Raw genomic sequence first — 19,537 nt, 5'->3', positions numbered from 1 at the left:
GCGCTTACTTGAGATACGTCTTGAGAATGGCGGTGATGTCCTCGACCGCCAGCTCGCGGTCGCCCAGCGCAGCCGGTGCTGCGACGTGATGCTTCAAATGCTCACTGAGCAACTCGACCATCAAGCCCTGCGCAGCGCCGCGAAACGCCGCTACCTGCGTCAACAACGCAGTGCAGTCCACGTCCTGCGTCAAGGCCTTCTCCAGCCCCTCCACTTGTCCACGGATCCTGCGCACGCGGGCAAGCAGTTTGGATTTGTCCTGATTCAGATGCGCCATTGCTATATACCCCCCGGGGGTACCCGAGATACCATAGGGGGGTATCTTAGCCAGAGCCTTTTCCGATGTCGATCACGCATGCCGCGCCGCACTGCCCGCAATCGCACACCTTTGCCAGCGCCAACCCGCTAGCCGAAACCAGCACCCGCAAGGCCGTCATCCTGACCGTGGTCATGATGGTGGTGGAGATCGTCGGCGGCTGGACGCTCAACTCCATGGCCTTGCTCGCCGACGGGTGGCATATGAGCTCGCACGCGCTTGCGTTGGGCTTGGCGTTGTTCGCTTACCGCTTCGCGCGGCGCAATGCCCACGATGTGCGTTTCACCTTCGGCACCTGGAAGGTGGAAGTGCTCGGCGGCTACACCAGCGCAATTCTGCTGTTGGGCGTTGCAGGCCTGATGGCCTTCCAATCGGTGGAGCGGCTGTTTTCACCCAAGCCCATCCAGTATCAGGAAGCCACGGTCATTGCGGTCATCGGCCTGCTGGTCAACCTGATCTGCGCCTGGTGGCTGCGCGACTCGCATGATCATCATCACGGTCACGGTCACGACCACGCGCATGACGGTCATGGTCATGGTCATGGTCATCACCATGATGGGCATGCCGATCTCAATCTGCGGGCCGCGTATCTGCACGTTGTGGCCGATGCCGCGACTTCGGTCCTGGCGATCATCGCGTTGCTGGCTGGCATGTACTGGGGCGTGACCTGGCTGGATCCGATCATGGGTATTGTCGGCGCGGTGCTGGTCACCGTGTGGGCGTGGGGACTACTGCGCAGTACTGGCCGCGTTCTGCTGGATGCAGAGATGGATGCACCGGTCGTGGCGGAGGTGAAGCAGGTCATCGCCGAACTGCCCTACGCCATCGACATCCGCGACCTGCATGTCTGGCGCGTGGCCAACGATCGTTATGCCTGCGTCGTCAGTCTGATCACTGCGGCCGACATCGATGCGGACCTGGTCCGCGATGCCCTGCAGATCCACGAGGAACTGGTGCACATCACCGTCGAGTTGCAGCGTCCGTCAGCGGCGCCTGCTGCGGCATAGGCACCCAACAGCGCACGGCACTTCGTGGCCGGCAGGTTTTCACTGCGCATGCCGGCAACACGGATTTCAGGGCATTACCGTTGCTTGCTCGTGCGCGGGGCCAAGTGCGGCGACCCGCACGGCTGCGCGCACCGCCAGGCTCGCGCAGCCCGTGCGCGGAAACGGCAGGTCTCGCCCGGTTCCTGCGCCGCCCGCAAGCGCATCGCTACGTCTTGCCGGCCAGGCTGCGCATCAATCGTCTTGCGCCAAGCACCACGCCGGTCAGCGAGAACGCCAGCCCGAGCAGCAGCGGCCCGAGTTGTGCAATGCGCCGAATGACCGGATGCGACTGCAGCAACGGGAAGTTGGTCGTATGGATGGCCAGATACACCCAGGCATAGGTGCGGCGACTGGCGTCCAGCGCCAACAGCGGCGTCCCGCTGGCGGGGTCGAAATACAGCGCGGTGCGCCCGGGCGATGCCACCGTCAGCCGCAGCGCATCGGTGGCAATTCCGTCGGCCTGGCGGTAGAGCGCTTCAGCACTGTCTGGCGGCATTGGGTCGTGATCCAGCATCCATGCACGCGCTGCCGCACGCCGGATGGCGTCGGGCGACAGCCGGGTGCCGGTGATGTGCCCGGGCATGCCGTCACTCACCGATGGACCGGCCGAGCCGCGTCCCACCGCAACAGGGCGGCCGCCGACCGCAGTGAACTCGATCAAAGTAGCGCCGGACAGGCAGCGCACTGCACCCGCATCGACGCCTGCCAGCACCGTCGGCAAGGGCGCACCGGCATAGCGCGCAACCTGGGCCGGATCCGGGATGCCTTTGGAAAACAGCCTGCCGTGATCCATCGACAGCCAACCGCTGAAGATCCAGCCCAGCACGAACACCGCGGCGATCAGGCCCAATCCGTGATGCCAGCGGAGCCACCCGCGGAAGCCCGACCACGCAGGCTTGGGGCTGTGTGCGCGTTGCCAGGTGCGATACACGCCCAGCACCGTGCCTGAACTCGCGCTGCAGAGCGCCGCCAATGCCAGCCACCAGACGGTTCGATCCCAGGCAGTGAAACTGCGCCGCAGCTGGGTGAAATACAGCCAATGCGGAACCGACCCGACCCAGTTCCACGCACGTTCGCTGGCCCGGGTGCGCTGCACCACTTCGCCGGTCCGCGCAGACACGTACAGCACCGTGCCCAAGTCGTCCTGCAGCGCCGCGCGATAGAGGGGCCGCCACGGATCGAATTTTTGATGCACGCTCCATTGATCGTAGTCCAGCGGGCCATCCAGTCGCCGCACCGCGGCATGGCCGAAGGCAGCGGCAATCGCGCCGGCAACCTCTGGAGACAGTACCCCACGCACCTGTCCATCGATGCCATCGACGGCAACCGTCGCAGTCGTGCTGCCGACGACATAACTGGGCCGCCCGCCAATGGACACCAGCCGCAATGCGGTCGCATCGCGCACGCTGCGCAAGGCCTGCGCTGGCGCAACCGTCAGCCTGGATAGATCGATGCGCTCGGCAGCGCTCCAGCGTTGTTGCGGACTCAAGGAGGGAAACGGCACGAATGCGAGCACCAGACCGCTGGCGAACCACACCGCAAACATCAGGCAGAACGCCACACCGGTCCAGCGATGCAACCAGACGAGCCAGAATAGCTTCGGCCTGCGCCGCGCTGGCCGATCAGAAGCGTGCATGCAGGCTCAGCTCCACCGTCCTGGGCAATCCCAAGATGACCTGCCCCGGGTAAAACACATCGGCCCATTGCACGTAGTTGGTGTTGAACAGATTATCGGCGTGCAGCGACAACGAGACATCAGAACTCAGATCGTAAGTCGCGTGCACATTGGTCAGGGTGTACGACTCCAGGCGCAGCGTATTGGCCAGGTTTCCGTAGCGCGTTCCCACATGTCGCACCGAGACGCCCAACTCCAACGGCAATCCGGCCACGTTTCGCACACTGGTCCAGGCATTGAACACCGACTTGGGCACATTCGTCGGACGATTACCGGAGGCGTCCAGACCGGTGTTGCTGTCGATGAACTGCGCGTACTCGGCATCGACGTAGGCGACATTGGCACTCGCGCTCCATTGCGATGCCAGCTGTGCGTCGACGCTGAGTTCGAACCCGCGCGAGGTTTGCTGCCCGATATTGCTGAGCGCATCTTGCGCCGTCAGCGCCAGGATGTTGTTGCGCTTGATGTCATAGACCGCCAGCGTGCCGCTCAACCGTTGGTCCAGCGTGGCGGCCTTCAGGCCCACTTCCACTTGCCGGGATTTGCTCAGCGCAAAGTCCTGCCCCGCATTAACGATGAAGATATTGGAGCCGGCTGGGTCGGTGGCAGTGGTATAGGACGCGTACGGCGTAATGCTCGGAGTGAGCGCGTAGACCAGACCGACGCGTCCATTGGCGGGGCGATACGTCTTGGAGAAACTCGACGCCGCCTGGAATTCACCATCCGGGCCGAAGTTCTTGCGATCCAGATCAAGGTATTCGTAGCGCCCACCGAGCACCAGCTTGGCCTTGTCGGTGACATCCAATGCGTCTTCGAAAAACAGCGCCGCATTTGTCCACGTGGTCGGGCTGCGCCGACGCACGCGCTCACCGAACGTGCCGCGTGGGTCTCGCGTCGCCAGCGCGACGCTATCGCCATCGGGGAAACCGCGATTTCTGACGAAATCCAGGCGACTGTAATCGACGCCGACGACAAGGCGATTTTTCAAGCCTGCGATGCTGTGATCGATGGTGGCGCTGGTCTGATTTCCCCACAGCGTTTGATCGTGATACACGAAGAACCGGTCACGATCGATCGCGCCCGTCTGCGCGTTGTAGGTGTAACTCTCCGAGTTCAGCCAGCGGCGATCGGCATGAAAGTAATAGGCCATGTTCTGCAGGGTGACGGCATCGGAGAGCTTCCACTTCACATAGGCCTGTGGCCAGATCTGTCGTGAATCGATGCTTGCATCGGCCACGTTGTAGTTATTGCGGCGGGTGGCACCATCGACCACATCGCCGTTGGGCGCGCGCAGGATACCGTTGAGGGGATCGCGCGCAACAGCCGCCGGCACCAGCGGTGTGCCGAAGTATGTCGAAGGCTGGTCCTTTGCATAATCCAGCGAGAACTGCGCACTGATGTCTTCGCGCGGGTGCCACAGCAGCGACACGGTGGCATTGAGCGCGCTGGAGTCGGCGCCATGCACATAGCCATCGGACGACACCCGGCTGATATCGGCGCGATAGGCCCAGTCGTCGTTGAGGCCTCCTCCTGCGCCAAGACCCCAGACCTGGCCGCCATAGCTCGATGCCCCGGCCAGCAGTTCGTACGTGCCGGCACCGAAGGTGGGCGCCTTGTTGGTCACGTTCACCGCGCCTCCCACCGCGCCCTGGCCGTAAATCACCGATGCCGGCCCTTTCAGCACTTCAACAGATTGCAGGTTGAACGTGTTCTGCGGCCGGTTGGTCATGTTCGACGGCCCCAGATACAAGCCGTTGTGCAGGATGGTGATCTGGCCGTCGGTGAAGCCGCGCATCGAGAAGGTCGCCGGATTGCCCGGCGAACCGCCGGTACTGACGCCCGGTAGGCTCTCGGCCGCCTTTTCCACGCTGCGTAACCCGCGCGCGTCGATCGCGGCGGCATTGATCGCATCCAGCGTGCCCGGCGTGTCGCGGGCGGACAGGTTGAGTCGGCTGCCGGTGGGAGTGAATTGTTCCAGCGAGCGCAGGCGCCCACTCACCACCACCTTGTCCAGCGTGGTGGCCTCGGTGGCTTGCGCCGTCCCGGCTTGCTGCGCGCGTGCGGTTCCCATGCAGCCAAGCGCTGCGGTGATCGACAAGGACAGCAGCGTGGCTTGCGTGCACGTCATGCGCGTTCTCCAGAAAGACAGGTGAAAGGCCAGGCCGCTGCGCGTCTCACCGCTGCCGCGCGACGGCGAAGCGCTGCGACAGGTAGGCGCGAATCGCGGCCTCGTCATCGATCACGCGGTGTTGCCCGGCCTGTTTGCTGCCAGCCACTGCGTCGCCAGCAGTGGCGGCTAGGACCAGCACCGGAAGCGATTGGTGCTGCTCGCCAAGCAGCGCGACCAGCACCTGCCTGGGCCGCGGGAACGCCAGGCGCTGGATGTCCAGCCCCTCGGCAATGGACGGATGCAGACTGAGCAGCCCTTCGATGGCGATGCAGTCGCCACAGTAGAAAGGGCCATCGCCATCGACGGCGAACGCCGTCTCGGCCAGGAACAGGGTGTCGCGCACGGGGGAATTGCTCACCGATCACTCTCCAGGGGGGACGTGCGAGCCTGGAAATGGCTGAGCTCGCATCACAGGACCAGGTGCCATGTTGCGCAGCAGCAGGCCATGGGTGACAGTGGCGTAAACGCCATCTATCGTCCATTTCATGCCAACTTCAAAGAAACGCCTGCGTCGCGGGACGTTGCCGCCGTTGGTGGTGGTGGTCGCGTATGACCAACTCGGCCTGTTCGAATTCGGTATCGCCACTGAAATCTTCGGTTTGCCGCGGCCGGAAGTGGGCCCGGGCTGGTATCGGTTTGCCATTGCCGCGGCCGAACCTGGCCCGCTGCGTGCGATGGGCGGACTTCGCATCGAGGTGGATGGCGGGCTCGATCTCCTCGATGCTGCCCACACCATCGTCATTCCCAGCTGGAGAGATACCAGTGCGTCGGCACCGGACGCACTGATCAAGGCGCTGCAACGTGCGCATAAACGCAAGACCCGGATCGTCTCGATCTGCGCCGGCGCCTTCGTGCTGGCCCAGGCCGGTCTGTTGCAGGGGCGCAGGGCCACCACGCATTGGCGTAACGCTGACATGCTGGCCAGCGGCTACCCGCAGATCACCGTGGAGCCGGGCGTGCTGTATGTGGACGAGGGCGACATCCTCACCTCTGCCGGCAGCGCCGCCGGGATCGATCTGTGCCTGCATATCGTCCGCGCCGACTTCGGTCCGGCAGTCGCCAATCAGGTTGCCAAGCGCCTGGTGATGCCGGTCCATCGCGATGGCGGGCAAGCGCAGTTCATCGATCGGCCGGTGCCGCCGCTGCATGAAAGTAGCCGGCTTGGACCATTGCTCGATCGCATCAATCAGGACATCAGCGCCAACCACTGCGTGGAGTCACTGGCCGCCGCTGCGGGCATGAGCCGCAGGACGTTTCTACGGCGGTTTCAGGCCACTACCGGCATGTCGCCGGGCAAATGGGTGGTCAACGAACGTCTCAACCGTGCGCGCGAGATGCTGGAAACCTCGGGAGCCGACATCGAACAGATTGCGACACGCTGCGGCTTCGGCTCGGCCGAGACGCTCAGGCATCATTTCCGGCGCGTGCTGGCGCTGTCGCCGACGCAGTATCGGCGCGTGTTCGGCGGGCATCGCGATGCCGTTGACGAGCCTTGAATGCGCTGGGCGCAGGCGGACCCCGCATCATCGGCGGTGCCGAGCAAGACCGCTCGGCCCCCTGACCGGTGTGCTCAAGCCGCCGGCTTGGGCGGTGAGGAGCTCACGTACTTCTCGCGGCGGATCTGTGCATTCGGCAGGCCTGCCTCGCGCAGCGCCACCGCGCAGGTGTCCACCATGTCCGGGTTGCCGCACAGGTAGGCGATGTCGCCATCGGCCGTCGGTAAGAACTCGGCCAGATGTTGCTGCACGTAGCCATGCCGTACGTCGGCATGCGGGTGTTCGGGCAATTCGCGCGAGAAGCACGGCACGTAGCGGAACTGCGGATGCGCATCGGCAAACGCGCGGAAGTCATCGCCGTACAGCAGCTCGGCGGGCGTGCGTGCGCCTTGCAGCAGCACCACCTCCAGCCCACGGCTGGCGATTGCCTCGGCCAGCAGCGGCAGCATCGAGCGATACGGCGTCACCCCGGTGCCGGTGGCGATTAGCAGGTAGCGCCGGTTGTGGTCGCCCGGCAGCAGACAGAACTTGCCGTAGGGGCCGCTGGCCTGCAGCTGGTCGCCAATCTCCAAGCCTTCGAACAGCGCGGTGGCCGAGCCGCCGGGCACGAAACTCACCGCGATCTCCACCGCCTCGCCCGGTCCCAGCGCGTGGTCGTGGATGGTCGCCAGCGAATAGCTGCGCTTGGCATCGGTGCCATCGGCGTACTGGAAATGGATCTGAATGAACTGCCCGGGCTGGAAATCCAGCGGCTGCCCGTCATCACGCAGGAACTGGCAGTGGGCCACGGTGGGCGCGAGCATGCGCCTGTCGACAAGCTTGAGGGGGAATTGAACGGGCACGAACGGATTTAGGACAGTCTGTGATCGGGGCGAACCCCCACGGGCTTCTATAATAGCGGCTGCAACTCGCTGCGCCGTCACGCTGACGCGAAGGACCATCTTGAATTCCCCATCTCCGACCGCGGCACCCGCCCTGCGCGTGTGCGACCTGCGCAAGACCTACGACAACGGCACCCAGGCGCTCAAGGGCGTGTCGCTGGACGTTGCGCCTGGCGACTTTTTCGCCCTGCTCGGCCCCAACGGGGCGGGCAAGTCCACCCTGATCGGCATCATCAGCTCGCTGGTGAACCTCTCGCAGGGCCAGGTCGAGGTGTTCGGCACCGATCTGGTCCGCCACCGCAGCGATGCGATGCGGCTGATCGGCCTGGTCCCGCAGGAAGTGAACTTCAACCTATTCGAAAAGCCCTTCGACATCCTGGTCAACTACGCCGGTTTCTACGGCATGCCGCGCGAGCAGGCTGCCGCCCTGGCGGAGGCCGAGCTGCGCCGCGCGCATCTGTGGGAAAAGGCACAGGTGATGAGCCGCACGCTCTCCGGCGGCATGAAGCGCCGCCTGATGATCGCCCGCGCCATGATGACCCAGCCGCGGCTGCTGATCCTGGACGAGCCCACCGCCGGTGTGGATATCGAGATCCGCCGCGACATGTGGCGCGTACTCAAGGAGATCAATGCCGCCGGCACCACGATCATCCTGACCACCCACTACCTGGAAGAGGCCGAGCACCTGTGCCGCAACCTGGCCATCATCAACCACGGCCAGATCGTCACCCAGGGCCCGATGCGCGAGCTGCTGGCCAAGCTCGATGTGGAAGGCTTCCTGTTCGATATCGATGGTGAGTTGCCAGCGCAGCTGCCGGTGATCGAAGGCACCACGCTCACCGCGATTGACGGCCATACGCTGGATCTGGACATGCCGCGCGCGATGGACCTCAACCGCGTGTTCGCCACTCTGGGCGATGCCGGCATCCGGGTGCGCTCGATGCGCACCAAGAGCAACCGGCTGGAAGAATTGTTCGTCCGTCTGACCGGGCCTGGCGAGACCACCGTTGCCACGCCCCCTGCTGCAGCGGCGCCAGCGCGCCCGGCAGGCCACCCATGAGTTCCCCGGAGCCTTCGATGTCTGCTGTTCCCGCTACCTCCCGCCAGCGCAACTGGGTTGCACTGGGCACCATCGTGCGCCGCGAAGTGCAGCGCATCCTGCGCATCTGGGGCCAGACCCTGGTGCCGCCGGCCATCACCATGACGCTGTACTTTTTGATCTTCGGCGGGCTGATCGGCTCGCGCGTGGGCGACATGGGCGGCTACACGTACATGCAGTTCATCGTGCCGGGCCTGGTGATGATGAGCGTGATCCAGAACAGCTACGGCAACATTTCCTCGAGCTTCTTCGGCGCCAAGTTCGGCCGCCACGTGGAAGAACTGCTGGTGAGCCCGATGCCCAACTGGGTGATCCTGTGGGGCTACGTGGCCGGCGCGGTGCTGCGCGGGGTCATGGTGGGCGCGCTGGTGCTGATCATCGCCATGTTCTTCACCCCGGTGCGCATCCCGCACCCGCTGGTGACGCTGACCACGGTGCTGCTGGGCGCGACGATCTTCTCGCTGGCCGGCTTCGTCAACGCGGTGTACGCCAAGAAGTTCGACGACGTGGCCATCGTGCCCACCTTCATCCTGACCCCGCTGACCTATCTGGGCGGCGTGTTCTATTCGGTGAAGTTGCTGCCCGGCTGGGCCGAAGCCGCCACCCACGCCAACCCGATCTTCTACATGGTCAACGCGTTCCGCTACGGCCTGCTCGGCAGCTCCGACGTGCCGATCTGGGTGGCTTACGCGCTGATGCTCGGCTTTGTCGCAGTGCTGAGCGCGTTGGCGCTGTGGCTGCTGCGGCGTGGTGTTGGACTGCGGAGCTGATGGCGCAATTCAGCGACTACATCGTCTTTGTCGATGAGAGTGGCGATCACGGGATGGCGAGTATTGATCCTGCCTTCCCGTTGTTTGTGCTGTCGTGCTGCCTGATCAGCAAGCGCGATTACATGGCAACCGTTGTGCCTGCGATCCAGCGGATCAAGTTCGCGACGTTTGGCCATGACGCCGTCGTGCTGCATGAGCGCGAGATCCGCAGGGATATCGGGCCGTTCGCCGTGTTGCGTGATCGCGACAAGAAACAGGCATTTCTCGATGCGCTTCTGTCTTGAGCGGATGTATTACAAACTCAGCAAGCAGGGACAGGTGGCGCAAGCGGGAGAGCCGTTGACCACGCACGTGCTGTGCGAGGCACGTGGGCGCAGCGAAGACCAGGATCTGGAATTGGCGTTTCGCCGGATCTGTGGGGGAGACAATTTCTCTGGCATGGAGCTGCCATTCGATCCGGTGATCTGCGACAAGAAGAGCAATGCGATCGGGCTACAACTTGCGGATCTGATCGCTCGCCCCATTGGCGTGCGGCAGCTGCGACCGGAGCAGCCAAATCGCGCCTGGCAGGTGATTGAGCAGAAACTCGACAAGAATCCGGCAGGTCGTTACCTGGGCTATGGCCTGAAGTGTTTCCCATAAACAAAAGGCCCCGGCGAGTCCGCCAGAGCCTGATGCCGACCGAGAATCCCCGATCCGGCTGAAAGCTTAGCACCGTGTCCGGCATGTACCAAACATCACACTGAACGGAGATCCTATGCGCATTCTGATCCTCGGTGCCGGCGGCACTGGCGGCTACTTTGGCGGGCGGCTGGCGCAGGCTGGCGTGGATGTCACCTTTCTGGTGCGTGACGCCCGTGCGGCGCAGCTGCATCTGCCGGTGGCCACGGTCACCGCGCAGGCGCTGCCCGCGCTGGTGGCGCAGCAGCCGTTCGATCTGGTGATCCTCAGCTGCAAGGCCTACGACCTGGACAGCGCGCTGGAGGCGATTGCGCCGGCGGTCGGCGAGCACACCACCGTGCTGCCCATCCTCAACGGGCTGCGCCATTACGCCGCCCTGGACGAACGCTTCGGTGCGGCCCGCGTGCTTGGCGGGCTGTGCTTCATCAGCGCCTCAAAGGGCGCCGATGGCGAGATCCTGCACCTGGGCAAGCCGGCCTCGCTGACGTTTGGCGAGCGCAGCGGCGAGGCGGCCTCTGCACGCGTGCAGGCGTTTGCCGCGGCCTGCGCGCAGGCCGGCATCGACCATGTGGCCAGCACCCAGATCGCGCAGGAGCAGTGGATCAAGTACAGCTTCCTCACTGCGCTGGCGGCGGCGACCTGTCTGATGCGTGCGCCGGTGGGCGCGATTGTGGCCACCGACGACGGCCGCGCCTTGATCAACGGCCTGTACAACGAATGCCTGTGGGCCGCCGATGCCGCCGGCCAGCCGGTTCCCGAACCCGCGCGCGCCAAGGCGCTGCAGACGCTGCTGCAGGTGGACTCGCCGCTGAAGGCCTCGATGCTGCGCGACCTGGAGGCCGGGCAGGATGTGGAAGCGGCGCAGATCGTCGGCGACATGCTCAAGCGCGTGCGCGAGACCGGGCGCAACGCGCCGCTGCTGATGGCGGCCAACGTGCATCTGCAGGCGTATCAGGTGCTGCGGCATAGCTGAGTGGATGGAGGTGGGGCGCTGAGTCACGTGTAGACCGGCCCCCGATCGGTCTTTTGGGGCAGTTTCTCCAGGTAGGGCAAGGAGTCGGCGCGCCTCGTCCTGTCCATGTGGCTGCCCCGTCGCGCGCCCTGCCAGCGCGCAGCGCGTGCACGATTCGGCGGTCCGGGTGCCTTCGCGCCGCAACGACGCGGTGCACACGATGCTCTGCGTCCCATCCCCGTCGTGCCCGCCATGAAGCTGCTCAGCCACCTGTTCCGTGCCGGTCACTTCGTGATCTTGGCGTTCTTCGTGCTGTGCGCCTGCGGGCTGGTGGGCATGGCCGCGCTGGAGTTGTGGCATGGCTTCACCCCGGGCGGCGACATGGTGGTCCGCGACCGTTTCAACGTGGTGCTGGAAGCCATCGGCCTGCTCACCGTGGCCTTGGTGACGCTGGAACTGGGCCAGACCATCTTCGAAGAAGAGATCCTGCGCGATGTCAAAGTGAGCGGCCCCACGCGCGTACGTCGTTACCTGTCGCGCTTCTTCGTGGTGATCGTGATCGCGCTGGCCATCGAAACGCTGGTGTCGATCTTCGAGCTGATGCACGACGACCCCGCCAAGTTGCCGTATGCCGCCTCGGTGGGCTTCTGTGCCGGCCTGCTGCTGATTGCCTGGGGCGTGTTCGTCAAACTCAATCGCAGCGCCGAAGAGCTGGAACCCGAAGCGATGGCCGAAACCAAGCGCGAAGACAACGAAGTGCAGGAGTAAGCACGGCGATTACCGCGACGATGCATTCGCCAGATCGGCACGGCTGCTATGCGTTTAGATCGGCCGCGGGTCAGTGCGGTGCTTGCCGGCGTTCCGCACATGTCTTGCGACACCGTGCGACGTGGTGTTCACTCTGGGCTCTCGGTGCCTCCCACGAGAAGGTCGCAAGGCATCACCGCACCCCGCTGGTGTTTAAGGTCGCGTAGCTGCAGCGGTGGCCTTCGCTGGAATCCGCAGCCGCATTCCCTCGCTGGATTCATCGCCGCCGCGCGCCAGGGGCGTCTGCCTCAGCACGATCGGTGGGCGGCGCTCGCGAGGCGACAGCAATCTGATCGATCCCGCCTTGAGCGTGGTGATGCTGCCTGCCGCATCGCCACGGCCCACCGGTTGGCCACTGCTGCGGGGCTGGTCGGCAGCAATGGCCTGCGCAACCTCGGCCACCACGCCCCAGACCTGCACGCGGTCGCCGCTGCGCACACGGGTGCCCAAGCGCAGGGTGAACTCGCCCTCGCCGGGCATCCCGATGCCGGTGTCGTAGCCCTGGTCGAGCACGAACAGCGCGTCGGAGGTGGCGTTCACGCCATCGCCTTCGTCCTGCACGAACCGACCGATCGGCCTGTTGCGCGTGCCCTCGCCCACCGTCTCGATGACTTCCTGCGCAAGATCGTCCTCATCGCCGGCCAGGCTGCGGGTCACGATGCCTTCGATGCGGACTTCCTGCCCCAGCAGCGGGCTGATGGCACCCGCACCTTGCACGCGACCGATCAGCACACGGTCCGCGTCCATCGGCACGACGGTCTGGTCACTCTCGCCCGGCAGCGGCAAGCGGCACGCACTCAACAAAGTGAGCACCAGCAAGGGTGCTCCCCAGCGCACGCGGTGGCGGTGTTGCATCACTCGACATCCTTGTGGAGACACTGCAGCGCGCCGTTGGCTGCATCGCCAACGGCGCGTGGTTCGGCGCTAGGCTGCCGGCAGCGCCGGCACCGAGGTCGGCTTGCCGTCGTCGCCGAGCGCGATCATCACGAAGTGGCCGCGGGTGCACAGTTCGCGTGCGCCGCTGAGCAGATCTTCGGCGATCAACTCCACTTCCACCTTGATCGAACTGCGCCCCACCGAGACCACGCGCGCGATGGTCTCCACCATCTGCCCCTGGCGGATCGGCAACTTGAAATCCACCTGGTCCGAGCGTGCGGTCACCACGGTGCGGCGCGCATAGCGCGAGGCGGCCAGGAACGCGGCCTTGTCCATCCACGCCAGCGCCTGGCCACCGAACAGCGTGCCCATGTGGTTGGTGTGATTGGGGAACACGATCTCGGCCATGCGCGCTTCGATCGGTGGAGGGGTCTGCGGGCTGTCGGACATCGTGGGATCCAGGAAGAAGGTGGAACAAACGGCGCGCGCAGGCGATGCGGCCGCGGCGCCTGTGTGACATGCACGCGTTCGACATGCCTTGCGTGTCGAAGTACAACGATAGCCTGATCCGCGCGACGTGCAGGCGAGGGCGCTACGCAATGCGAGGCATTCGTGCTGCCTGGGGTTCGTCACGGCTGCGCTGCGGCTGGCAGCTGCGGCTGGGAGGACGAACAGCCACACACGCTGTGTGTCACCACATGCAAAGCCAGGGTGTCGGCGCAAAGGTGCAGCGAATGCAGCGAATGCAGCAAGAGCGTACGCGGGACGAGCACCCGTCGCGGCTGTCGCGGCCGGGTCCGCTCCTACGAGCGCGAATTCCCCACTAGCGTCGAGTTACGCGTTGCGTGCACAAGCACGCACCGCACCAGAGCTCGCTCAGAGGCTGGTCTTGACCGCGGTTTCCACCTGCGCCGGCGACTGGAAGCCGGGCAGGCGCGCCACCTCGCTGCCGTCGCGGTACAGCGCCAGGGTCGGCGTCTGGCGCAGACCTAGATCGCGGAAGAATTCCTCGCCCACCACTTCCAGCTTGACCTTCAACAAGGCCACGCCGGCGGCGGCGTCGCTGGCGGAGAACTTGTCCAGCGACATATCGAGCATCTTGCAGCCCGGGCAATTGTCCTTGTAGAAATCCACCAGCGCGCGCGGATGCGCGGCGAGGACTTCGGTGTAGTGCTCAGGCGACGTGACGGTAATGGTCTGCATCATGGGGATCGTTCTTGCATTGGGCCAGAACCTCGTCGGTCCAGGCGGCGATAGCGTGCGCATCACGCACGCCGTGGGGCATCTGTTCGATGGTCAGGCGAGGAAACGGGCTGTCGAAGAAACGTGCGATGCGATGCACGGCTCCGCAGAAATAGTCCTCGCCCCACTGCGTCTCGCCGGTACCGAACACCGCCACCTGCGGTGGCTTGCCCAGCGTTTCGACCAGTTCGACGATGAAGCGCTTCATCTCTGTGGGCGTGCGCCCGCCGTTGTCGGTCCAGCTCCCGAGCAAAAACAGATCGTACTGCCCCGGCGCATGCGGCACCTGCGCCAGGCGCTGCAGATCGGTTTCCACCCAGGTCACCACATGCCCCGCCGCCTCGCACTGCAGCGCGACACTGCGCGCCACATCACGCGTGTTACCGCTCAACGAAGCCAATGCGAGCAGGATGTTCATGGGGCGGGGATTCGGGAATCGGGATTGGGGATTAGCAAGTGCAGTGATGGGTACAGCGTCGAAGGCCAGGTGGTCGGGGATTGGCTCCAGCGCGGCGACGCTGCTGTGACGAATCCTAACTCTCGACGGCTAACCTTGGCTTTTCAACGCACCTCGAATGCCCAATCCCGAATCCCGGCTCCTCACAGATCGTCGAAGCCGTTATCCGAATTGGTCTTCTTGTACGAGGCATTGCGCATTTCGAAGAAGTCGGTCTTGGTTTCGGTGAAGTTGTCGGCGTAGGCCTTGATCCACGGCATTACGTTGTCATTGGCGCCTTCGTACAACTTCTCGATACCGAGCATGCCGGCCATCTTGTTGGCGCGGTATTTCACGTAGCGGATCATTTCGTCGACGTCGATGCCGTCGATGCCGTCCAGCACTTCGGCCGTCCACACCGTTTCCAGGTCGATCGCGTGCTCGAAGGCCTTGTGCACGTAATCGGTGAGCTGGTCGCCCTGCAGCGCCTGGTTCTCGCCGATGATGGCGCGGATCAATTCGCTGATGAACTTGGAGTGGGCCAGCTCGTCGCGGTTGATGAAGCTGATGATCTTGCCGGTGCCGGTCATGCGGTTCTGACGGACCAGATTGTAGAAGTACGCAAAGCCGGAATAGAAGTTGATGCCTTCCAGGATCGAGGACTGGATCAGCGCGCGGATCAGCGTCTCAGCCGTCTTGTCGCGCATGAAGTCGTCGTAGGCGCCCATGATCGGCGCATTGCGCTTGATGATGGTCGGGTGCGTGCGCGCGATCTCGAACACGCGATTCTGGTCGGCCAGACCGGTGATCGAGGCCAGCACGTAGCTGTAGCTCTCGTTATGGATCACTTCCTGCTGGCCGATGATCGCGGCATTGGCATGCGCGGCCGGGTCGGTGATGTATTCGGCGACGTTGTAGATGAAGCGCGTCTGCGGCGAATCCAGCGTGGCCAGCAAGCCGATGATCGAGTCATAGGCATTCTTCTCGCGCGCCGAAAGCTCGTTGTACTGGCGCGCGTCGCCCTTCATGTCCACCTCGTCGGGGATCCAGAAGTTGGTCGACAGCTCCTTGTACGCCCGATAAAAGGACGGGTACGGAATGTCGTTCCAGTTGAGGATGCCGGACGTGGAGCCATTGATGATGGCAGTGGAGCGATTGGGGTGACGCGGCTCCAGGATCTTGATGCGCTCAAGCGGTGTTGCGGACATGTGGGTCTCTACTCGTGTTCCGGGCAGTCACCCGCGTGTGACGCGGGGACGGCGGCAGCAATCGTTCTGGAGGAAAGCCCCCTGAGTCAGGGGGCGCGCCGAAGGCGCGGGGTGTGGGAGCTGGTGAAGCAGGGTCCACGGTTCGCAACGCGAACTGTGGAAGCGAAAGCGCGAATGCGCTTTAGCTACTGCACCACTCACATTCACTGATGTCGATATCGTTGGAACGCACGTAGTACGTGGTCTTCAAGCCTTCACGCCAGGCGGTCATGTGCAGATCCAGCAACGTGCTCGCACGGATGGTGCTGGGCACATAGAAGTTGAAGCTGATCGACTGGTCGATGTGGCGCTGGCGACGCGCGTTCTGGCGCACGCTGGCGAACTGGTCGACCTTGTAGGCGCCCTTTTCGTAGTACGGCCAGGTGTCCAGCGACAGGCCGGGCGCGGCCACCGGGCGACGGAAGTCCTTCTTTTCTTCGTAGTAGAACGCGCTGTAGATCGGGTCGATCGACGCGGTGGAGCCGGCGATCTGCGCGGTGCTCATGTTCGGCGCCACGGCCAGCATCCAGGCGTTACGCACGCCGTTGACCGCCACCTGCGCGGACAGCTCCAGCCACTGCGGGCTGTTGTAATCACGCGCACGGAAGTACTCGCCGGTGTGCCAATCGCTGCCGCGGAACACGCTGTAGGTGCCCTTTTCCTTGGCCAACTCCATGCTCGCCTGGACGGTCAGGTAGTTGATGCGCTCGTACAACTCGTCGCTGTAGTCCTCGGCTTCCTTGGCATTCCAATGGATGGCCTTCTGCGCGAGCAGGTGATGCCAGCCGAACGTACCCAGGCCGATGGCGCGGTACTTCTGGTTGGTGATGGTGGCCTGCGGCACCGGCAACTGGTTCAGATCGATCACGTTGTCGAGCATGCGCACCTGGATCGGAATCAACCGCTCCAGCACGTCGGCACCCAGCAGATCGGCCTGGTCGGCCTGCACGGTGATCGCGCGGCCCAGGTTGATCGAGGACAGGTTGCACACGACGAAGTCGCCGGCCTTCTTGGTGGTGACGATCTGATTGCCGCTGATGATTTCCTGCATCATCCGCGTGGGGCTCATGTTCTGCAGGATCTCGGTGCACAGGTTGGACGAATAGACCATGCCCTCGTGCTTGTTCGGATTCTTGCGATTGACTTCATCGCGGTAGAACATGAACGGGTTGCCGGTTTCCAGCTGGCTGACCATGATCCGCTTGAAGATCTCGATCGCCTTGACGGTCTTGCGGGTGATGCGCTCGTCGGCAACCACTTCCTCGTACTTCTTGCGGAAGCTGCTGTTGGCGTCGCCCTTTTTCTCGTCGTAGAAGTCCTGCAGGTACCAGCCCTTGATGCGCTTGACTTCATGCGGATCGAACAGGTACCAGTCGCCGCGGCGCTCGACCGCTTCCATGAACAGGTCCGGGATGCACACCGAGGTGAACACGTCGTGCGCGCGCAGACGCTGGTCGCCGTTGTTCAGGCGCAGATCCAGGAACGATTCGATGTCGCGGTGGAAGATGTCCAGGTAGACGGCGATGGCGCCCTTGCGCTGGCCCAGCTGATCCACCGACACCGCGGTGTTGTTGAGCTGCTTGATCCACGGCACCACGCCGCCGGAGGAATTGGACACGCCGCGGATCGCCGAGCCGGACGAACGCACATAGCCCAGGTACGCGCCGACGCCGCCGCCGTGCTTGGACACGCGCGCCACGTCGGTGTTGGAGTCGTAGATGCCCTGCAGGCTGTCGTCGACGGTGTCGATGAAGCAGCTCGACAGCTGCCCGCCGACCTTGCCGGCATTGGCCAGCGTCGGGGTTGCCACGGTCATGTACAGGTTGGACAACGCCCAGTAGGCCTCGCCCACCAGCTGCATGCGGCGCTCGCGCGGCTTCTCGTCCTGCATCAGGTACAGGGCGATGGTCAGCCAGCGCTCCTGCGGCAGCTCGAACACGCCGCGCGAGTTGTCGGTGGCCAGGTAACGGGTGGCCAGCAGGTACAGGCCGTTGTAGGCGAACAGCGTGTCGCGCTCGGGCGCGATCATCTTGCCCGCCTCGATGAGCTCTTCCTTGGAATAACTCTTGAGGATGTCGTTGGAATAGACGTTACGGTCGGCCAGGCTTTCCTGCAGGCCCACGAACGAGCCGTACTTCTGGCCGGCGTCGTAGAAGCGGTTGCGGCTGGCGCGCTTGTACAGGCGGCGCAGGTACAGACGCGCAGCGAAGTGCTCCCACTCCGGGGTGGTCAGATCGACGCGGGCCTCGGCCTCGCGGATCAGGTGGTCGACCAAGTCGTCGGCGTTGACACTGTCCTTGCGCTCGACGAAGCCGAACACCGAGCGCTTGTAGTCGCCCACGTCCAGCTGCGGGAATTCGGCATGGATCTGGTCGATGGCGCGCTCCAGGCGCGCCGGCTCGAACGGGATCTTGCGGTTACCGGCTTCCTTGGTGATCCAGGTGGAGACGGTTTGTTCTTCGATGGTCTGTGCGTGCATTGCAATGGCTTGGCGGGGGGGCGGCACGACGTCCGACGGGTCACTCAACTCCGGGTGTGCGGGGCTGGGCACGGTCACACTGGCGGGAGCGCTGGTGGGTGCAAGGGTACCGGCGGCGATCGCGGCAAGGGTGTCGTTGGTGGTCATGCGTCCTCCATGCGTAGGCACACGGACCCGCCTGGGGACGGGGTGCGGCCGGATCCGGATTCCCTGGACAGCGATGGCGGTGCAAGGCGCGCAGCACGCAAGACCTGTGGTCCGCGGCGACATCGCCCTCACCCGCCATCTCCTCACCGGAGATTCCACGGCCGCCACCGCGCGGTGTGCTGTCGCGTGGTGGTCGGTGGCGAAACAACCGCAACGCACCGGCCCCACGCAGCTCGCTCCACGGCACTGCCCTGGGTGACTGAATGAAACCGATTGCGGCTGCGGCGAGGAGGCTCATCAATCTCGGGATGCCCGCTGATTGTGCTCTTTCAGGTCCGGCCGCTTGGGGCGGCCAACCACCGACTCCCCCAAGATAGTGGGGTGCTCCCGAGGGGTCAACACATAATGTGGGAAAAACCCGCAAACCCTTGTGGCGCAAAGCGTCGTCTGACGAACGGTCGTTTCGGCGCGCCCAACTGCCCAATCCGAGTGCGCAGTCAAGGCCTGGAGCGGCGTTTTTGCCGACTGGTTGGGTTCGGTTAGGTCAGCTGCGACACAGGCCGATGCTGAAGCTGGTCACAGTTGGGTGTGGCTGTGTCAGGCGTCACCGCAGGCTTGGCGCGACTGCTCTGGCCCCGGCAGCCGCTGCTGCATCCATGGTGGGAAGCGGACTTCTCCTGGGCGTTGCGGTCGAGGGCGCGGTGCTCTCGCCGCTCGCGGGACACGCCGTGAACCCGTCCCTGGGGGCTCGGTGGCGGCATCCATGCCGCCACACGGTCCCGCAAGCGGCGAGGACACCGCACCAGAGGGTTGGTCGGTCGCTTCTTTTATTAAAGCCATGCACACCTACGTTCTCGACTGGTCCTTGCCCGCCCACCGCCGCGGGACCTTACGCGGCATGGATGCCGCGTAAGCGCCTACAAGAACGTACTTGCGACGTGTCCTGCGATGGTGGGCGGCGGGCAAGGGCCTTGCAGCAAACTCACGGCGTCGAGGGCACAGCAAGGACACTGCACCAGAAATTAGTCGGTTGCTTTATCGAAAACCGCGCACACCGACCAGCTCGACTGGTCCTTGCCCGCCCACCGTCGCGGGACCTTACGCGGCATGGATGCCGCGTAAGAGCTTACAAGGACGTACTTGCAGCGTGTCCCGCGATGGTGGGCGGGCAAGGGCCTTGCAGCCAAGTCACAGAAGGAGCGGCGCCGGTCCGTCAG

General features: G+C 64.3%; 17 protein-coding genes and 1 pseudogene. 7 read left to right on the top strand and 11 right to left on the bottom strand.

What is annotated here, in order from left to right:
• Window positions 1-4: 4 nt before the first annotated feature.
• A complete protein-coding gene (locus QRM60_RS17635) occupies window positions 5-277 on the bottom strand; it encodes a metal/formaldehyde-sensitive transcriptional repressor (protein ID WP_115557325.1) in 273 nt (90 codons plus the stop codon).
• Window positions 278-342: 65 nt separating this feature from the next.
• Here QRM60_RS17635 and dmeF point away from each other — a divergent pair, with 65 nt between their 5' ends.
• On the top strand, window positions 343-1,323 hold the full coding sequence (gene dmeF, locus QRM60_RS17630) for a CDF family Co(II)/Ni(II) efflux transporter DmeF (protein ID WP_285446732.1): 981 nt from the start codon (window positions 343-345) through the stop codon (window positions 1,321-1,323).
• 205 nt (window positions 1,324-1,528) lie between these two features.
• On the opposite strand, the gene QRM60_RS17625 is transcribed toward dmeF, so the two are convergent.
• From QRM60_RS17625 to QRM60_RS17615, 3 genes are read right to left on the bottom strand one after another with little or no spacing between them, the layout of a single operon-like run.
• The gene (locus QRM60_RS17625) at window positions 1,529-2,941 is read right to left on the bottom strand and encodes a PepSY domain-containing protein (RefSeq protein ID WP_285446731.1); all 1,413 of its coding nucleotides are present in this window, start codon (window positions 2,939-2,941) and stop codon (window positions 1,529-1,531) included.
• A 43-nt stretch (window positions 2,942-2,984) separates the two neighbouring features.
• Window positions 2,985-5,165, bottom strand: a complete 2,181-nt coding sequence (locus tag QRM60_RS17620) for a TonB-dependent receptor (protein WP_285446730.1) — start codon at window positions 5,163-5,165, stop codon at window positions 2,985-2,987.
• A gap of 46 nt (window positions 5,166-5,211) precedes the next feature.
• The gene (locus tag QRM60_RS17615; RefSeq protein ID WP_115531280.1) at window positions 5,212-5,565 is read right to left on the bottom strand and encodes a DUF3088 family protein; all 354 of its coding nucleotides are present in this window, start codon (window positions 5,563-5,565) and stop codon (window positions 5,212-5,214) included.
• Window positions 5,566-5,692: 127 nt separating this feature from the next.
• On the opposite strand from QRM60_RS17615, the gene ftrA reads away from it, so the two are divergent.
• Window positions 5,693-6,703: a transcriptional regulator FtrA gene (ftrA, locus tag QRM60_RS17610; protein ID WP_285446729.1), complete on the top strand. Its 1,011-nt coding sequence runs from the start codon at window positions 5,693-5,695 to the stop codon at window positions 6,701-6,703.
• 74 nt (window positions 6,704-6,777) lie between these two features.
• Here the strand turns inward: ftrA and QRM60_RS17605 are convergent, their stop codons facing one another.
• A complete protein-coding gene (locus tag QRM60_RS17605; RefSeq protein ID WP_285446728.1) occupies window positions 6,778-7,644 on the bottom strand; it encodes a ferredoxin--NADP reductase in 867 nt (288 codons plus the stop codon).
• A 1-nt stretch (window position 7,645) separates the two neighbouring features.
• Here QRM60_RS17605 and QRM60_RS17600 point away from each other — a divergent pair, with 1 nt between their 5' ends.
• From QRM60_RS17600 to QRM60_RS17575, 5 genes and pseudogenes are all read left to right on the top strand, one after another.
• Window positions 7,646-8,644 (top strand): ABC transporter ATP-binding protein, encoded by a 999-nt coding sequence (locus tag QRM60_RS17600; RefSeq protein WP_285446727.1) that lies wholly within the window; start codon window positions 7,646-7,648, stop codon window positions 8,642-8,644.
• On the top strand, window positions 8,641-9,453 hold the full coding sequence (locus QRM60_RS17595; RefSeq protein WP_170873844.1) for an ABC transporter permease: 813 nt from the start codon (window positions 8,641-8,643) through the stop codon (window positions 9,451-9,453). The genes QRM60_RS17600 and QRM60_RS17595 overlap by 4 nt, the downstream gene beginning before the upstream one ends.
• Window positions 9,453-10,095 (top strand): annotated as a pseudogene (locus tag QRM60_RS21480) (DUF3800 domain-containing protein). Before QRM60_RS17595 ends, QRM60_RS21480 begins: the two are co-directional and overlap by 1 nt.
• A 115-nt stretch (window positions 10,096-10,210) precedes the next feature.
• Window positions 10,211-11,107: a 2-dehydropantoate 2-reductase gene (gene panE / locus QRM60_RS17580; RefSeq protein WP_285446726.1), complete on the top strand. Its 897-nt coding sequence runs from the start codon at window positions 10,211-10,213 to the stop codon at window positions 11,105-11,107.
• Between the two features lie 231 nt (window positions 11,108-11,338).
• On the top strand, window positions 11,339-11,854 hold the full coding sequence (locus QRM60_RS17575) for a hypothetical protein (protein WP_014506181.1): 516 nt from the start codon (window positions 11,339-11,341) through the stop codon (window positions 11,852-11,854).
• 192 nt (window positions 11,855-12,046) lie between these two features.
• Here QRM60_RS17575 and QRM60_RS17570 read toward each other — a convergent pair whose 3' ends face one another.
• From QRM60_RS17570 to QRM60_RS17545, 6 genes are all read right to left on the bottom strand, one after another.
• Window positions 12,047-12,748 carry a hypothetical protein gene (locus tag QRM60_RS17570; protein WP_285446725.1) on the bottom strand — a complete coding sequence of 234 codons (702 nt, stop codon included), beginning with the start codon at window positions 12,746-12,748 and terminating at the stop codon, window positions 12,047-12,049.
• 69 nt (window positions 12,749-12,817) lie between these two features.
• Complete coding sequence (locus QRM60_RS17565; RefSeq protein ID WP_011039053.1) at window positions 12,818-13,219, bottom strand: acyl-CoA thioesterase; 402 nt, start codon at window positions 13,217-13,219, stop codon at window positions 12,818-12,820.
• A 426-nt stretch (window positions 13,220-13,645) separates the two neighbouring features.
• Window positions 13,646-13,972 carry a thioredoxin family protein gene (locus QRM60_RS17560; RefSeq protein WP_011039054.1) on the bottom strand — a complete coding sequence of 109 codons (327 nt, stop codon included), beginning with the start codon at window positions 13,970-13,972 and terminating at the stop codon, window positions 13,646-13,648.
• Entirely contained in the window at window positions 13,944-14,429 is a 486-nt protein-coding gene (locus QRM60_RS17555) for a flavodoxin (RefSeq protein WP_011039055.1), read from the bottom strand. The genes QRM60_RS17560 and QRM60_RS17555 overlap by 29 nt, the downstream gene beginning before the upstream one ends.
• Before the next feature lie 182 nt (window positions 14,430-14,611).
• On the bottom strand, window positions 14,612-15,655 hold the full coding sequence (locus QRM60_RS17550; RefSeq protein ID WP_011270067.1) for a ribonucleotide-diphosphate reductase subunit beta: 1,044 nt from the start codon (window positions 15,653-15,655) through the stop codon (window positions 14,612-14,614).
• 181 nt (window positions 15,656-15,836) lie between these two features.
• Complete coding sequence (locus tag QRM60_RS17545) at window positions 15,837-18,320, bottom strand: ribonucleoside-diphosphate reductase subunit alpha (RefSeq protein ID WP_011039057.1); 2,484 nt, start codon at window positions 18,318-18,320, stop codon at window positions 15,837-15,839.
• Between the last annotated feature and the right edge of the window lie 1,217 nt (window positions 18,321-19,537).

The sequence above is a fragment of the Xanthomonas sp. fls2-241-TYG-148 genome (assembly GCF_030208815.1).
Lineage (GTDB): Bacteria > Pseudomonadota > Gammaproteobacteria > Xanthomonadales > Xanthomonadaceae > Xanthomonas > Xanthomonas campestris.
The sequence above is the reverse complement of the archived record's forward strand: the minus strand, read 5'-3'. Positions and strand labels throughout refer to the sequence as shown.

Bases quoted from the DNA above. Each gene is read 5' to 3' on its own strand.
- panE (WP_285446726.1), top strand. From the start codon at position 10,211: ATGCGCATTCTGATCCTCGGTGCCGGCGGCACTGGCGGCTACTTTGGC.
- QRM60_RS17570 (WP_285446725.1), bottom strand. From the start codon at position 12,748: ATGCAACACCGCCACCGCGTGCGCTGGGGAGCACCCTTGCTGGTGCTC.
- QRM60_RS17575 (WP_014506181.1), top strand. From the start codon at position 11,339: ATGAAGCTGCTCAGCCACCTGTTCCGTGCCGGTCACTTCGTGATCTTG.
- QRM60_RS17545 (WP_011039057.1), bottom strand. From the start codon at position 18,320: ATGACCACCAACGACACCCTTGCCGCGATCGCCGCCGGTACCCTTGCA.
- QRM60_RS17560 (WP_011039054.1), bottom strand. From the start codon at position 13,972: ATGCAGACCATTACCGTCACGTCGCCTGAGCACTACACCGAAGTCCTC.
- QRM60_RS17565 (WP_011039053.1), bottom strand. From the start codon at position 13,219: ATGTCCGACAGCCCGCAGACCCCTCCACCGATCGAAGCGCGCATGGCC.
- QRM60_RS17555 (WP_011039055.1), bottom strand. From the start codon at position 14,429: ATGAACATCCTGCTCGCATTGGCTTCGTTGAGCGGTAACACGCGTGAT.
- QRM60_RS17595 (WP_170873844.1), top strand. From the start codon at position 8,641: ATGAGTTCCCCGGAGCCTTCGATGTCTGCTGTTCCCGCTACCTCCCGC.
- ftrA (WP_285446729.1), top strand. From the start codon at position 5,693: ATGCCAACTTCAAAGAAACGCCTGCGTCGCGGGACGTTGCCGCCGTTG.
- QRM60_RS17635 (WP_115557325.1), bottom strand. From the start codon at position 277: ATGGCGCATCTGAATCAGGACAAATCCAAACTGCTTGCCCGCGTGCGC.
- QRM60_RS17550 (WP_011270067.1), bottom strand. From the start codon at position 15,655: ATGTCCGCAACACCGCTTGAGCGCATCAAGATCCTGGAGCCGCGTCAC.
- QRM60_RS17620 (WP_285446730.1), bottom strand. From the start codon at position 5,165: ATGACGTGCACGCAAGCCACGCTGCTGTCCTTGTCGATCACCGCAGCG.
- QRM60_RS17605 (WP_285446728.1), bottom strand. From the start codon at position 7,644: ATGGTCCTTCGCGTCAGCGTGACGGCGCAGCGAGTTGCAGCCGCTATT.
- dmeF (WP_285446732.1), top strand. From the start codon at position 343: ATGTCGATCACGCATGCCGCGCCGCACTGCCCGCAATCGCACACCTTT.